Origin of the sequence: Actinomycetospora sp. NBRC 106378, from assembly GCF_030269685.1 — a bacterium.
GTDB lineage: Bacteria > Actinomycetota > Actinomycetes > Mycobacteriales > Pseudonocardiaceae > Actinomycetospora.
Genome location: NZ_BSTT01000014.1, coordinates 28,117 through 40,924, shown reverse-complemented (window position 1 = coordinate 40,924; position 12,808 = coordinate 28,117). Strand labels below are relative to the sequence as shown.

At 74.5% G+C, this 12,808-nt stretch carries 12 protein-coding genes; 5 read left to right on the top strand and 7 right to left on the bottom strand.

Annotated features, from left to right (window positions below; translation table 11 throughout):
* Positions 1 to 121 precede the first annotated feature (121 nt).
* Both QSK00_RS24315 and QSK00_RS24310 read right to left on the bottom strand, forming a co-directional pair.
* The gene (locus QSK00_RS24315) at positions 122 to 316 is read right to left on the bottom strand and encodes a ferredoxin (RefSeq protein ID WP_179791960.1); all 195 of its coding nucleotides are present in this window, start codon (positions 314 to 316) and stop codon (positions 122 to 124) included.
* A gap of 37 nt (positions 317 to 353) precedes the next feature.
* Positions 354 to 1,520: a cytochrome P450 gene (locus QSK00_RS24310; protein ID WP_285595003.1), complete on the bottom strand. Its 1,167-nt coding sequence runs from the start codon at positions 1,518 to 1,520 to the stop codon at positions 354 to 356.
* Between the two features lie 73 nt (positions 1,521 to 1,593).
* Between QSK00_RS24310 and QSK00_RS24305 the strand changes: the two genes are divergently transcribed.
* Positions 1,594 to 2,268 (top strand): SDR family NAD(P)-dependent oxidoreductase, encoded by a 675-nt coding sequence (locus QSK00_RS24305; RefSeq protein ID WP_285595001.1) that lies wholly within the window; start codon positions 1,594 to 1,596, stop codon positions 2,266 to 2,268.
* A 1-nt stretch (position 2,269) separates the two neighbouring features.
* Here QSK00_RS24305 and QSK00_RS24300 read toward each other — a convergent pair whose 3' ends face one another.
* On the bottom strand, positions 2,270 to 3,163 hold the full coding sequence (locus QSK00_RS24300) for a LysR family transcriptional regulator (RefSeq protein WP_285594999.1): 894 nt from the start codon (positions 3,161 to 3,163) through the stop codon (positions 2,270 to 2,272).
* Positions 3,164 to 3,325: 162 nt separating this feature from the next.
* Between QSK00_RS24300 and QSK00_RS24295 the strand changes: the two genes are divergently transcribed.
* The 3 genes from QSK00_RS24295 (at position 3,326) to QSK00_RS24285 (ending at position 6,829) form a co-directional block, all read left to right on the top strand.
* Positions 3,326 to 4,456, top strand: a complete 1,131-nt coding sequence (locus QSK00_RS24295; protein ID WP_285594997.1) for an FAD-dependent oxidoreductase — start codon at positions 3,326 to 3,328, stop codon at positions 4,454 to 4,456.
* Between the two features lie 140 nt (positions 4,457 to 4,596).
* On the top strand, positions 4,597 to 5,118 hold the full coding sequence (locus tag QSK00_RS24290) for a hypothetical protein (RefSeq protein ID WP_285594995.1): 522 nt from the start codon (positions 4,597 to 4,599) through the stop codon (positions 5,116 to 5,118).
* Positions 5,119 to 5,197: 79 nt separating this feature from the next.
* The gene (locus tag QSK00_RS24285) at positions 5,198 to 6,829 is read left to right on the top strand and encodes an APC family permease (protein WP_285594993.1); all 1,632 of its coding nucleotides are present in this window, start codon (positions 5,198 to 5,200) and stop codon (positions 6,827 to 6,829) included.
* Here the strand turns inward: QSK00_RS24285 and QSK00_RS24280 are convergent.
* From QSK00_RS24280 to QSK00_RS24265, 4 genes are all read right to left on the bottom strand, one after another.
* Positions 6,813 to 7,175, bottom strand: a complete 363-nt coding sequence (locus tag QSK00_RS24280; protein WP_285594990.1) for an MmcQ/YjbR family DNA-binding protein — start codon at positions 7,173 to 7,175, stop codon at positions 6,813 to 6,815. The genes QSK00_RS24285 and QSK00_RS24280 overlap by 17 nt on opposite strands.
* 175 nt (positions 7,176 to 7,350) lie before the next feature.
* Complete coding sequence (locus QSK00_RS24275; protein WP_285594988.1) at positions 7,351 to 8,736, bottom strand: hypothetical protein; 1,386 nt, start codon at positions 8,734 to 8,736, stop codon at positions 7,351 to 7,353.
* A gap of 57 nt (positions 8,737 to 8,793) precedes the next feature.
* The gene (locus QSK00_RS24270; RefSeq protein ID WP_285594986.1) at positions 8,794 to 9,588 is read right to left on the bottom strand and encodes an Fpg/Nei family DNA glycosylase; all 795 of its coding nucleotides are present in this window, start codon (positions 9,586 to 9,588) and stop codon (positions 8,794 to 8,796) included.
* Positions 9,581 to 10,042, bottom strand: a complete 462-nt coding sequence (locus tag QSK00_RS24265) for a ribose-5-phosphate isomerase (protein WP_285594984.1) — start codon at positions 10,040 to 10,042, stop codon at positions 9,581 to 9,583. Before QSK00_RS24265 ends, QSK00_RS24270 begins: the two co-directional genes overlap by 8 nt.
* 118 nt (positions 10,043 to 10,160) lie before the next feature.
* Between QSK00_RS24265 and QSK00_RS24260 the strand changes: the two genes are divergently transcribed.
* The gene (locus QSK00_RS24260) at positions 10,161 to 12,740 is read left to right on the top strand and encodes a glutamate--cysteine ligase (RefSeq protein ID WP_285594983.1); all 2,580 of its coding nucleotides are present in this window, start codon (positions 10,161 to 10,163) and stop codon (positions 12,738 to 12,740) included.
* The last annotated feature ends 68 nt before the right edge of the window (positions 12,741 to 12,808 follow it).

The following is a 12,808-nucleotide window of genomic DNA, read 5'->3' as shown; positions in this document are numbered from 1 at the left end:
CCGGACGTGTCGCGTGCGACCGGACGGCGTCGTCCACCTCGTCACGGGCGGGTCAGGACTCTCGCCGATGGTCGAGCTCCGCTGCGCTACGTCTCCTCGCCGATGGTCGAGCTCCGCTGCGCTACGTCTCCTCGATGGAGAGCGCCCCCGACGGGCACGACCCCACGGCGTTGCGCGCCGCCTCGGCGTCGGCGCCCTCCGGGGTCTCCTGCAGGACGACGACGATCGCGTCGTCGTCCTGGTCGAACACGTTCTCGGCGGCGAGCACGCAGTTGCCCGCCCCGATGCAGACGTCGCGGTCGGCTCGGATCTTCATGGTTCCCCTCCGGTGGTGGGCGAAAGGACGGTTGATCTCACCAGGTGACCGGCAGGTGCCGCAGTCCGTAGACCACGGCGGCCGACCGGAACTCCGGTTCCCCTGCGACGGCGAGCGACGGGAAGCGCCGCAGCAGGGCCGGGAACGCGGTGGCCATCTCCATGCGCGCCAGCGGTGCGCCCAGACAGTGGTGCACCCCGTGCCCGAAGGCGACGTGCGGGGCCGCGGCGCGCCCGACGTCGAGCCGTTCCGGGTCCTCCACGAGCGCGCGGTCCCGGTCCGCGGCGGGCAGCGAGACGACGACGAACTCCCCGGCGCGCAGCGGTGTCCCGCCCACCTCGGTGTCGCGCGTCACCCGCCGCGGCATCCCGGAGTGCACCACCGACAGGAACCGCATGAGTTCCTCCACGGCGGGGGCGGTCACGGTCGGGTCCTCGCGCAGGGCCGTCGCCTGGTCCGGGTGCTCCAGGAGCGCGAGCGTCCCGAGCGCGAGCATGTTCGCGGTGGTCTCGTGGCCGGCGATGAGCAGCAGTGACGCCACCCCGATCAGCTCGGCCCGGCTGAGCTCCCCGCCGTGCTCGCGCACGAGCATCCCGAGCAGGTCCTCGCCCGGGTCGGCCGTGGCCCGGTCGACCAGCGTCCCCATGTAGGCCCGCGACTCGGCGGCGATCGCGCCCCGCTCGGCCAGGGGACGGGTGAGGTCGAGCTGGATCGCGGCGCGTCGGTGGAAGTCACCGCGGTCGGCGTACGGCACGCCGAGCAGCTCGCAGATCACCAGGCTCGGGATCGGCAGCGCGAACCGCTCGACGAGGTCCGCCGGGGGCCCCGCCTGCTCCATGGCGTCGAGGTGCTCGGTGACGATCTGCTCGATCCGCGGCTGCAGCCGCCGGATGCGCCGGACCGTGAACTCCCCGGTGAGCAGCCGCCGCAGCCGCGTGTGGTCGGGCGGGTCCAGCGCGAGCAGGTTGCCCACCCGCTGGTCGGGCTCCGCCCCGGGCAGCGCCGGCATGCCCGCGGAGGAGAAGCGTTCGGCGTCGCCCAGGACCTCGCGGACGTCCTCGTACCGCGTGGCGAGGTGGGCGCGCAGCCCGAGCGGCGTGGTGATGGCCTCGAGGCCCGGCCGCTCCCGCAGCTCCGCCATGCGCACGGGCGGGTCGTACCGGTCACGCTGCATGTGGAGCGGGAGGGTGATCGCGCCGGCCATGCGCCCGACGTTAGCACCGGAAACGGTAGGGGGCTTTCAGATAGTCGGGCGCGTCCAGCGGGCACCCGACCGGATGAGTCGCACCGTCCTCGTCACCGGCGCGTCCCGGGGCCTCGGCACCGAGATCGCCCGTCAGCTGGCCGCCGCCGGGTGCACCGTCGTCGCCGGGACCCGCGACCCCGCCGACGGCGAACGCGTTGCCGCCGAGCTCGGTGTCCACGCCGTCGGGCTCGACGTCACCGACCAGGCCTCGGTCTACTCCGCGATCGCCTGGATCGGCGAGCACCTCGGCCGGCTCGACGCGGTGGTGAACAACGCCGCGACCCACTTCGACGCCGGGGCCGACCCGCTCACCGAGGATCTCGCCGTCGTCGACGAGGCGTGGCGCACGAACGTGCTCGCCGCCTGGCGGCTCATCCAGGCGGCCGCGCCCCTGCTGCGGGACGGGACCGAACCCGTCGTCGTGAACGTGACGAGCGAGCTCGGGTCGCTGGCCCGGATGCGGGCGTACTCGCCGGCCTACTCGGTGTCCAAGGCCGCGCTCAACGCGACGACGCGGGTGTTCGCGGACGCGCTCGCGCCGATCGTCGTGCAGTCGGTCTCGCCGGGCTGGACCGCGACCGACATGGGCGGGCGCGGCGGCCGCCCGGTGGCCGACGGTGCCGCCGGCATCGTCGCGACGGTGCTGCGCCCGACCGTGCACCCCAGCGGCTCGTTCCTCGCCGACGGTCGCACCGTCCCCTGGTGAGTCAGCCGGCCCCGGCGCACCTCTTCGCCGCCGCGACGAAGTGCGCGACGGCGGGTGAGCGGTCGCTGCGGCGGTAGGCGACCTGCAGCGCGACCTGCGGGACGTCGCCGTCCAACGGCAGGAACACCACGCCCGGGGGCCGCAGGTTCGCGTAGTAGGACGGCTGCAACGAGACCCCGAGCCCGGCCGCGACGAGGCCGAGCTGGGTCTCGATGTCGGCACCCTCGGCGACGATCCGCGGACTGAACCCGTGGCCGAGGCAGTAGCTCACGATGATGTCGAAGAACGCCCGTCCCAACGGCCGGGGCCAGAGCACGAAGGACTCGTCGGCGAGCTCGGCCGGGTCGACGGTGGGGCCGCCGGCGAGCCGGTGGTCCGAGGGCACCGCGCACAGCAGGGGTTCCGCGACGAGGTGCTCCACCGCCACCGCCTCGGTGGGCTGCGCGGCCCGCACGAGCCCGACGTCCATCCGCCCGTCGGCGAGAGCGACCAGCTGGGCCGAGGTGTCGTGCTGGCTCACCTCGAGCTGCAGGTCGGGGAACTCCGCACGCACCGACCGCAGGATGCGGGGCGCGATGGAGGCGAGCGCGGTCCCCACCGACCCGACGGTCAGCAGCCCGACCGCACCGCGCGCCGCCTGCGTCACGAGCGACTGGGCCCGCTCCGCCTCGTAGAGCACCCGCGGGGCCGCCTCGAAGAGCACCCGCCCGGCGGCGGTCAGCTCGGTGGCGCGGCTGGACCGGTCGAACAGCGCGGTGCCGAGGCTCTTCTCCAGCGCCCGGATCTGCTGGGAGAGCGCGGGCTGGCTCACGTGCAGGCGCCGCGCGGCCCGGCTGAAGTGCAGCTCCGAGGCGACCGCGAGGAACGCCCGCAGCTGGCGGAGCTCGAGGTCCATGGGGTCGATGGTGCACGCCCGGACCGCGGACGCGGTGGCCCCCCATCCATAAGGCCCGCCTTCTCAGACCAGTGGGGTTGCCGATCGCCCGCCGCCACCACGACCCCGCGGCGGGACGCAGGGTGGGTGCCAGACCCGTCGCATCCGACCCCGGGAATCCCCATGAGCTCCGAGCACCGCGTCATCGTCATCGGCTGCGGCGGCCCGGGCGCTGCCGCGCTCTACTGGACGGCGCGCGCGACCCGGGGCGGGGTGCTGGGACTCGACGCCGGCCGGGTCGGCGCCGTCCCCGAGCGGGGCCACGTGCTGAGCCGCACCCAGCCCCTCGACGTGCACGCCGCCCTCGCCCCCGCGGCGCTCGACGCCTGGGACGCCGTGGCGCGCGTGTCCGGCCAGCAGCTCGTCACGGACACCGGCGAGCTCGTCGTCGCCGAGGCCTCCCCCGTGCTCGACGGCTACCGCGCCGTCGCCGCCCGCCACCGGGTGCCGCTCGAGGAGCTCGACGCGGCCGCGCTGCACGCACGGTGGCCGCAGCTCCGGCCGACCGGCCACGAGCGGGCGCTCCACCAGCGCGGCGCGGGCGTGGTCGACGCCCGTCGGGCCGCCGCGGTGCACCTCGCCCTGGCCCGCGGGCAGGGGGCGCACGTCCTGGAGAACACGCCGGTCCGCGCGGTGCGGCCGGGCCGTGAGCACGTCGAGGTGGTCACCGACGACGCCGTGCACCGGGCCGAGCAGGTCGTCGTCACCGCCGACGCCGTGGCCGTCGACCTCCTCGCCGGGCTCGGCCGCCCGCTGCCGCTCACGACGCGCTTCGAGCAGGTCACCCGCTACGCCACCGCGAACCTGCTCGACCACTCCCCCGGGGCCCTCCCGGTGGTGCGCTGGCACGGGGCGGAGGAGCTCGTCGCCCTGCCGGTGGACGGCGCGATCGCGACGACGCTGGACCAGGAGCTGGACACCGCCCCCTCCTTCGAGGCCGACGCGCTGGCCCGCAAGCGCCGCGAGGAGTTCCTCGCCGAGCACCTCCCGGGGTTCGGCGGTCCCGAGCTGTCGAGCACGACCTCCCGGTCCGCCCTCGCGCCCGACCGCCACCTCGTCGTCGACACCGTGCCCGAGGCACCGTCCGTGCACGTCGCGGTGGGGACGGGGCACGCCGCCGCCTACGCGTCCCTGCTGGGCAGGGTCCTCGCCGAGTTCGCGACGGCGGGTCGGTCCCGGTTCCCGGTGGACACCTTCACCCTCGAGCGGCCGGCCCTGCAGGACGCCGACTTCGAGCGGCGGTTCGCCTTCTAGGAGGGCCCGCCGGGACCAAGCCCGGGCCGGGGAATGCGCCCGCGGGACCGGTTCGGTGCCCGACGGGCAGGGCGCACCGTGGGACCGCCCGGCAGCCGCCGGGACGTCACGGTGCACGACCGCCCCGGTGGAGGCCCTCCATGACCCTGATGCGATCCGACCTCGTTCCCCGAGGAGGAGACGCGACGACGAGCCTGCGCGACCGGGCCTGGGTGATCCCGCTGCGACTCGCGACCGGCGGTTACGTCCTCGACTCAGGACTCGCCAAGTGGGGCGCCGACGACGCCACCGCGGAGCAGCTGCACGGGTTCGCCCGCGGCGCGTACCCGTTCCTGGGGAAGGTCGATCCGGCCACGTTCACGACGGCGCTCGCCGCGGGCGAGGTGGGGCTCGGGGCAGCGCTGCTGGTCCCGCTCGTCCCGGACGTCGTCGCCGGGGTCGGCCTGCTCGGCTTCGGCGGGGCCCTGCTGGGGCTCTACGCGCGCACGCCCGGGATGCGTCGTCCGGGCAGTGTCTTCCCGACGCCCGACGGCATCCCGCTCGCCAAGGACGCGTGGCTCGTCGCGATCGGAGCGGCGCTGGCGCTGGCGCTGGGCGAGCGCACCCGCGATCGCCGGCGGCGTCCTTCCGTCACCCGCCGCCGGAGGCCTCTCGGCGGGTAGACGATCGTGGTCGGGTTCCGCAAACGGACCTTTCGGACACTCTGCGTAACGATCACCCGACCAGGGGTAGTGGCACTCCATGACGGAGACCCGCCGCGAAGCCCCCGCGACCCGGGCGGACGCGGGTCTGCGCAAGGACCTCGGCTTCTGGTCGCTGCTCGCGGCGGGGCTCGGGAGCGTGATCGGGTCGGGGTGGCTGTTCTCCTCGCTCTACGCCGCCCAGGACGCCGGACCGGCGGCGATGCTCGCCTGGGTGATCGGCGGCGCGCTCATGCTCTGCGTCGCGCTCGTGTTCGCCGAACTCGGGATGGCCAAGCCGGAGTCCGGCGGGCTCGTGCGCTACCCGATGTACAGCCACGGCGGGCTCGCCGCGGGCGTCGTCGGGTGGGCGAACTGGATCAGCTACGTCGGCAACCCCCCGACCGAGGCGGCCGGCGTGGTGCAGTACGCCGCCGCCTACCTGCCCGGGGTCTACGAGGGCGACCGGCTCACCGTCCCCGGCATCGCCCTCGCGGTGGTGCTGATGGCCGGGTTCGTGGCGCTGAACTGGTTCGGCGTGCGGCTCTTCGCCCGCTCCAACACGATCATCACCGCAATCAAGATCCTCATCCCGACGACGACCGTGGTCCTGCTCGTCGCGAGCGGCTTCGACTCGTCGAACCTCACCGACCACGGCGGCTTCGCGCCCTACGGCTGGAGCGCCGCGCTGGGCTCCATCGCGACGGCGGGGATGGTGTTCGCCTACACCGGCTTCCGCAACGTCGTCGAGCTCTCCGGGGAGGCCCGCGACCCCCGCCGCACCGTCCCCCGGGCCCTGATCATCACGATCCTCGTGACGATCGTGCTCTACCTCGGCCTGCAGCTCGCGTTCCTCGGCGCCGTCCCCGGCTCCGCGCTGCTCGGCGGCTGGCACGGCGTCAACTTCGACTCGCCCTTCGCCGACCTCGCGATGGTCCTCGGCCTGAGCTGGCTGTCGTGGACGCTGATCGCCGACTCGATGCTCTCGCCGTCCGGGTCCGGGATCGTGTTCACCGCCGCGAACGCCCGCAACGTGTTCGGGCTGGCGAAGAACGGGTTCTTCCCGTCCTGGCTGACCGGGCTCAACGCGCGGGGCGTCCCCGCCCGGGCCCTCGCGGTCAACTTCGTCATCGGTCTCGCCTACCTGCTGCCGCTGCCGAGCTGGCACTCGATCATCTCGGTGACCGGGTCGATCGCGGCGTTCACCTTCCAGATCGGCTCGGTCTCGCTCATCGCGTTCCGACGCTCGGGCCTGACCCGCCGGGACACGCGGCTGCGCGGCATGACCGTGGTGGCCCCGGTCGCGTTCGTGGTGTCGTCGCTGGTCATCTTCTGGGTCGCCTGGCCGAAGCTGCGCATCGCGATGGCCATCACGGTGATCGGCGTCGTCGTCTACGTCGTGGTCTGGCTGCGCTCGGGCCGACCGGCGGGTCAGCTCTCGGGCGGCTGGTGGCTCGTGGTCTACCTCGCCGGCATCACGGTGCTCTCCGCGCTCGGGAGCTTCGACGGCGCGGGCCTGCTCCCGGCCCCGTGGGACAGCGTGGTCGTCGCGGTCTTCGCGCTCGTGATCTACTCCTGGGGCGTGCGCAGCGGGGTGGCTCACATGCTCGCCCGGCCCGACATGGTGCGGGACCTGCGCGCGGAGGCCGACCACGACCGCGGTGACGCCCCCGAGGTCACAGCTGCGCGCTGAGGGTCCGGGGCGCGACGTGCCGGAAGGCGTCGGTGACGAGGCCCCGCAGCTCGTCGTCGTCGAGGGCGTCCTCGCCGGTCAGGTCGAGGCGCAGGCCGACCCACCCGCGGTGCCCGACGTAGGGCGGCCGGAAGAAGCGCGCCGGCTCGTCGTCGATCAGCTGCTGGGCGACGCCGGGCGAGGCGGCGGCCCAGAGCGCGACGTGCGGGTCGCCGTGGTGGTGGTCGGCGAACATGACGAACGTCTTCTTCCCACGCACGAACCAGCACGGCGTGCCGTGGCTCGGGCGCTCCACCACCTCGGGCAGGGCGAGGCAGGCGGCACGGACGCGGTCGAGCAGTTCCACGTCGCCTAGAAGAGCAGAGCACCCACCAGCAGCGACAGGATGAACACCGCGAGCACCACCAGGGTGACGACCTTCGTCCACGGCGCGTGGGTGGTGGTCGTGCCCTCGCGCTGGTCGTCGTCCACGGGAGCCCCTCGCGTCGTCCGGTTCGTCCGGATTCGAGGCTACCTGCCCGCTAGCCTGCGCGACGTCGTCCCGGTGCGACCGGCACGGCGTGGCGGGCCGCGCGGTTCGGCACGTCCTCGTCGTTCGGGGTGGCCAGTGCGGCGTGCCGACCGGACGACGGCTCGGGGACCGGGCCGCGGGGCGCCGGCGCCCACGCCTCGGGCGCGGGATCGGCAGGGACGGCGCCCGCGCCGAAGGTGAGGCTGCCGCCGAAGGGGGCCGTCTTCTCGGTCGCCGCGGGGGGCCCTTCCCGACGACGGGTCGGTGCGGGGCGTTCGGCTTGCTCGGCTCGCCGCGCTCGCTCGGCCGCGAGTGGCACATCAGGCATGCGGGCTGGCGCAGAATCCTGCCTGGTGTGCCTCTCGCGCGGGGCCTGCTCGCGCTCCCGCCGGGCCCGCGCACCGAGTGGCACGTCAGGCATCCGGGACGGCCCAGAATCCTGCCTGGTGTATCCCTCCCGGTCCTGCGCCGCGGTCCGGCGGGCGTGCGAGGACCGGCGGACCGTCGGCTCCTCCACCCGGCGACCGGGGGCCGGGCGGGGCTGCTCCACGCTCGGGGCCGGGCGGGGCGACGGCACGGCGTCGGCGGGGGCGGCACCCGCGGCGCGGGCCGGCGGCGCGACCCGCGGCTCCTGTGCGAGGCGTCGGCGTCCGCCGCCGGGACGAACCGCGGCGGCCTCGGAGCTCGCCGACGGTCGGGGCCGGACACGGCCGTCCCGGATCGCGACGGTCTCCGCCGTCATCCCCCGCTGGGCGACCTCGCGGCGGTCGGCCGCGTCGACGGCCTCGACGGAGACGGCGGGCACGGCGACCGGCCGCGACACCGACTCGACCGCGGCCACGGCGCGCACCGCGTGCCGGGAGGTGACCGCGACGGTGGCGGTCCGCTCCTCCGCCGCCCGCGACGGGCGCCAGGGCGGGGCGGGCCGCGGGGCGGACGCGATCCGTTCCCGGGACACGGAGGTGGTGGTGCGCTCCTCGCCCCCGCCCGCCCGCGCCGGTGCGGGCCGGGGTCGGACGGCCGTGGTCGGAGCCACCACCGGGTCGGTGGGCTCCCCCATCTCCGCCCGACCCTCCGTGCGACCGCGCGGACGGGCGGGACGGACGGGGACGGGGACGAACGGCGCCGGGTCCACGGGCGGCCGGGCGGGGGTGGCTGCACGCCGGCGGGCGCGGGCCCGACCGCCGAGGGCGGAGGCGACGAAGGCGACGCCGACCACGACCCAGAACACGACGACCGCGACCTGGTACCAGGGCGTCGGCGAGGAGAACAGCGCGGCCTGCACCCCGGCGGCGGCGAGCGACACCAGCGCGAGGACTGCCGACGTCGAGGGGCGGGTGGTGAGCTGCCACCAGGGCCGACCCGGACGGGTCCGCAGACGCACTACGGAACGCACAGGGCGACCTCCTCGGACGTCACCCGGACGAGTGACCCCGCCGTTATAGCACCTCGATCAGCCCGTGTTCTGACAGGACGGGCACCAGAACAGGTTCCGGGCGACGTGCGTACTCCGGACGATCTCCGTGCCGCACAGCAGACACGGCCGGCCGTCCCGCCGGTAGACGTACACCGGACGTTCCTGCGCGAGATCGGCGTGCTCGGGCCGGAGCGTACGGATGGACCCGCGCTTCACCCCGTCACGCAGGAGTTCCTGCAGGTCGTCCCACATCGCGAAGAACCGGAGCCGGCCCAGCGCCCGCCCCTCGAGCAGAGGGTCGAGCCCGTGCCGGAAGAGGACCTCGGCCCGGTAGACGTTGCCGACCCCGGCGATCACGGCCTGGTCCATCAGCAGCGTCGCGATCGGTGCCCGCGACCTCGAGACCCGCGCCCAGGCCCGCTCCGGGTCGCCGTCGGGCCGCAGCGGGTCCGCGCCGAGCCGCGCGTGCAGCGCCTCGACCTCACTCTCGGTGAGCACCTCGCAGGCCGTCGCCCCGCGCAGGTCGGCGAAGTGCGTCGGCCCGACCATCCGCATCCGCACCTGACCCACCGGCTCCGGCACCCCGTCGTCGGGAATGGGGCTCATCGAGAACTTGCCGTACAACCCGAGGTGGACGTGGACGACGAGGTCGTCCTCGTAGACGTGGAACAGGTGCTTGCCGTGCGCGTCGACGCCGCGCAGCACGCGACCGTCGACGAGCTCGGCGCCCGACAGGAAGCGGCCCTGCGGGGAGGAGATCGCGAGGGACTTCCCGCGGAAGCGGCGGGCGTGGACGTTGGCGAGCCGCCGGACCGTGTGGCCCTCAGGCACCCGTGATGTGCCCGGTCTTCTCGTACTCGGTGAGCATGTCGAGGCGACGCTGGTGCCGGCCGCCCTCGAACGCCGTGGCCAGGAAGGTCTCGACGATCGTCGTCGCCTCGTCGGCGGTGTGCATGCGCGCGCCGACCGCGACCACCTGGGCGTCGTTGTGCCTGCGCGCGAGCTCCGCGGTCTCCGTGTCGTACGCGAGCGCCGCGCGGATGCCGGTGACCTTGTTGGCCGCGATCTGCTCACCGTTGCCCGAGCCGCCGATGACGACGCCGAGCGAGCCGGGGTCGGCGACGACGCGCTCGCCGGTGGCGGTGCAGTAGGGCGGGTAGTCGTCGGCCGCGTCGTACTCGGCCGGCCCGACGTCGACCACCTCGTGCCCGGCGTCGGCCAGTGCCGAGAGCAGGTGGGCCTTGAGCTCGAAGCCGGCGTGGTCGGAGCCGATGTAGACGCGCACGGCCGCAGTCTCCCAGCTCCCTACCCCTTCCCGACGGCGGGTGCGCCCCGTTCGGGGGAAGGTCACGACCGCGACCCGTGAAACATCCCCGTGACACGGCCGATCTAGCGTGCTCACCATGGCGGAGGGACTGGCGGGCCCCGGTGACGCGAGCGGCGTCGTTCTCGGTGTCGAGGAGGAGTTCCACGTCGTGGACCTCGAATCGCGCTGCGCGGTCCCCCGGGTGCCGGAGATGCTCGACGAACTCGCGGCCCTGGACGCGGACGCGTTCGCGGCGGAGCTGAAGCCCTCGATCATCGAGACCAACTCCGACCCGACGGCGAGCCTGACCGACCTGCGGGCCGACCTCGTGCGGCTGCGCCGGATGCTCTCGTCGCTGGCCCAGGAACGCGGGCTGGGGATCGTCGGGGCGGGCAGCGTCCCGCTGGTGACCGGCTCGCCGTCGGAGATCACGCCGAACCCGCGCTACGAGCGGATGCGCGACGAGTACCAGATGCTCGTGTTCGAGCAGCAGATCTGCGGCACGCAGGTGCACGTCGACGTGCCCGACCGGGACGCCGCCGTCGCCGTCATGCAGCACTCCGCCCCGTGGCTGCCGGTCCTGCTCGCCCTGTCCGCGTCGAGCCCGTTCTGGGACTCCGAGGACACCGGGTACGCCAGCTCGCGCACCCTCGCCTGGCACCGCTGGCCGACGGCGGGCCCGCCCGCGCCCTTGCGCGACGCCGCCGAGTACGACGCCCTCATCGACGACCTGGTGCGCTCGGGGACGATGTCCGACCCCGGCATGGTCTATTTCGACATGCGCCCCTCGGCCCACCAGAAGACCGTCGAGCTGCGCATCTGCGACGCCTCCCCCACCGTCGACGGCGTCGTGCTCATCGCCGGTCTGGCCCGCGCGCTGACGACCCACGGCGTGCGGGCGCACCTGGAGGGACGTCCCCAGCCGCGCTACCGCCCGGAACTGCTGCGCGCCGCCTCGTGGCGGGCGGCGCGCTCCGGGGTGGAGGGCGACCTCGTCGACGTGACCGGCCGCGAGCTGGTGCCGCCGTCCCGGGCGGTGCGGCTGCTGCTCGACCACCTGCGCGACGACCTCGAGGAGGCCGGCGACTGGGACGTGGTCTCCGACCTCGCGCTCGAGGCGCTCGCCCGCGGGTCGAGCGCGGCGCGCCAGCGCCAGCGGTTCGCCCGTACCGGCACGCTCGAGGGCGTCGTCGACATGCTCGTCGGCGAGACCCGCGGCGAGCCGCAGGTCGAGATCGAGCTGCCGGTGCCGGAGGTGGCCGCGCCGGTGCTGCTCGGCGACTACCACCCGACGTCGTACGACGAGGCGGTCGACACGGAGGGCCACGTCCGGCCGACCTACGCGTGGATGGTGTCCGCCCTCGAGCGGATCGGCCCCGGTGGGCTCCTCGCCCACGAGAAGAGCCGGGACGCCGAGCAGCGGGCGCGGTCGATGTTCTTCCCGCAGCCCGACGACCCGGAGCGGCTCTTCCCGCTCGATCTCATCCCCCGCGTCATCACCCGCCACGACTGGGAGCAGCTCTCGACCGGGCTCGTGCAGCGCGCCCGCACGCTCGAGGCGCTGCTGCAGGACCTCCACGGCGAGCGGGCCGCGCTGGCCGACGGCATCCTGCCGCGCGCCGCGCTGCGGTGGCTGCCCGAGCCCGGCGACGCGTCGTCGATGATCCCTGCGGGACGGACACGAGCGCTGATCAGCGGGCTGGACGTGGTGTGCGACGGCGAGGGCCGCTGGAAGGTCCTCGAGGACAACCTCCGCATCCCGTCGGGCATCGCCTACGCGATGGCCGACCGTCGCGTGGTCCGCTCGGTGCTGCCGGAGCTGCAGGCGCCCGAGGGCGTCGTGGACTCCGACGAGGGCCCGGCGATGCTGCGCGACGCCCTGCTCTCCTGCGCGCCGTCCGCCGCCGGCGACGACCCGTCGCTCGTCGTGCTCACCGAGGGCCCGCACGACTCGGCCTACTTCGAGCACTCGATGCTCGCCGAGGAGATGGGCGTCCCGCTGCTCGAGCCCTCCGGGATCCGGGTGACCGACGACGGGACGATCACCGTCGCGGTGACCGGCCGACCGATCGACGTCGCCTACCGGCGCATCGACGAGGAGAAGCTCTACGCCTCGCCCGACGCCGACGGGCGGACGTTGCGCGACCCGCTGCAGGCCGCGGTCCGGGAGAACCGGTTCGCGCTGCTCAACACGCCCGGCAACGGGCTCGTGGACGACAAGGCCGTCTACCCGTTCGTGCGGGCGCTGACCGAGTACTACTTCGGCGAGAAGCCCCTGCTCGACGACGTCACGACCTACTCCTGCGCCGAGCCCGACCAGCTCGCGTACGTCCTCGAGCACCTGGACACGCTCGTGCTCAAGCCCGTGGACGGGTACGGCGGGGCGGGCATCGTCATCGGGCGCGACGCCTCGGAGCACGAGCTCGTCGCGGCCGCGGCGGACCTGCGCGCGAACCCGGCGAGCTACGTCGCGCAGGAGACGATCGAGATCTCGACGCACCCGACGTTCACCGGTGCGGAGCTCAGCCCGCGGGTGGTCGACCTGCGCGCGTTCGTGGTGCTCGGCGACACCCCGGCCGTGCTGCCGACCCCGCTCACACGGGTCGCGCCCCCCGGGAGCCTCGTGGTCAACTCCTCCCGCGGCGGCGGTTCGAAGGACACCTGGATCCTGCGCTGAAGCCCCCGGCGCGGGAGACGCAGCGGAGCGGAGCTCGACCCAGGGGTCGGGAGACGCAGCGGAGCGGA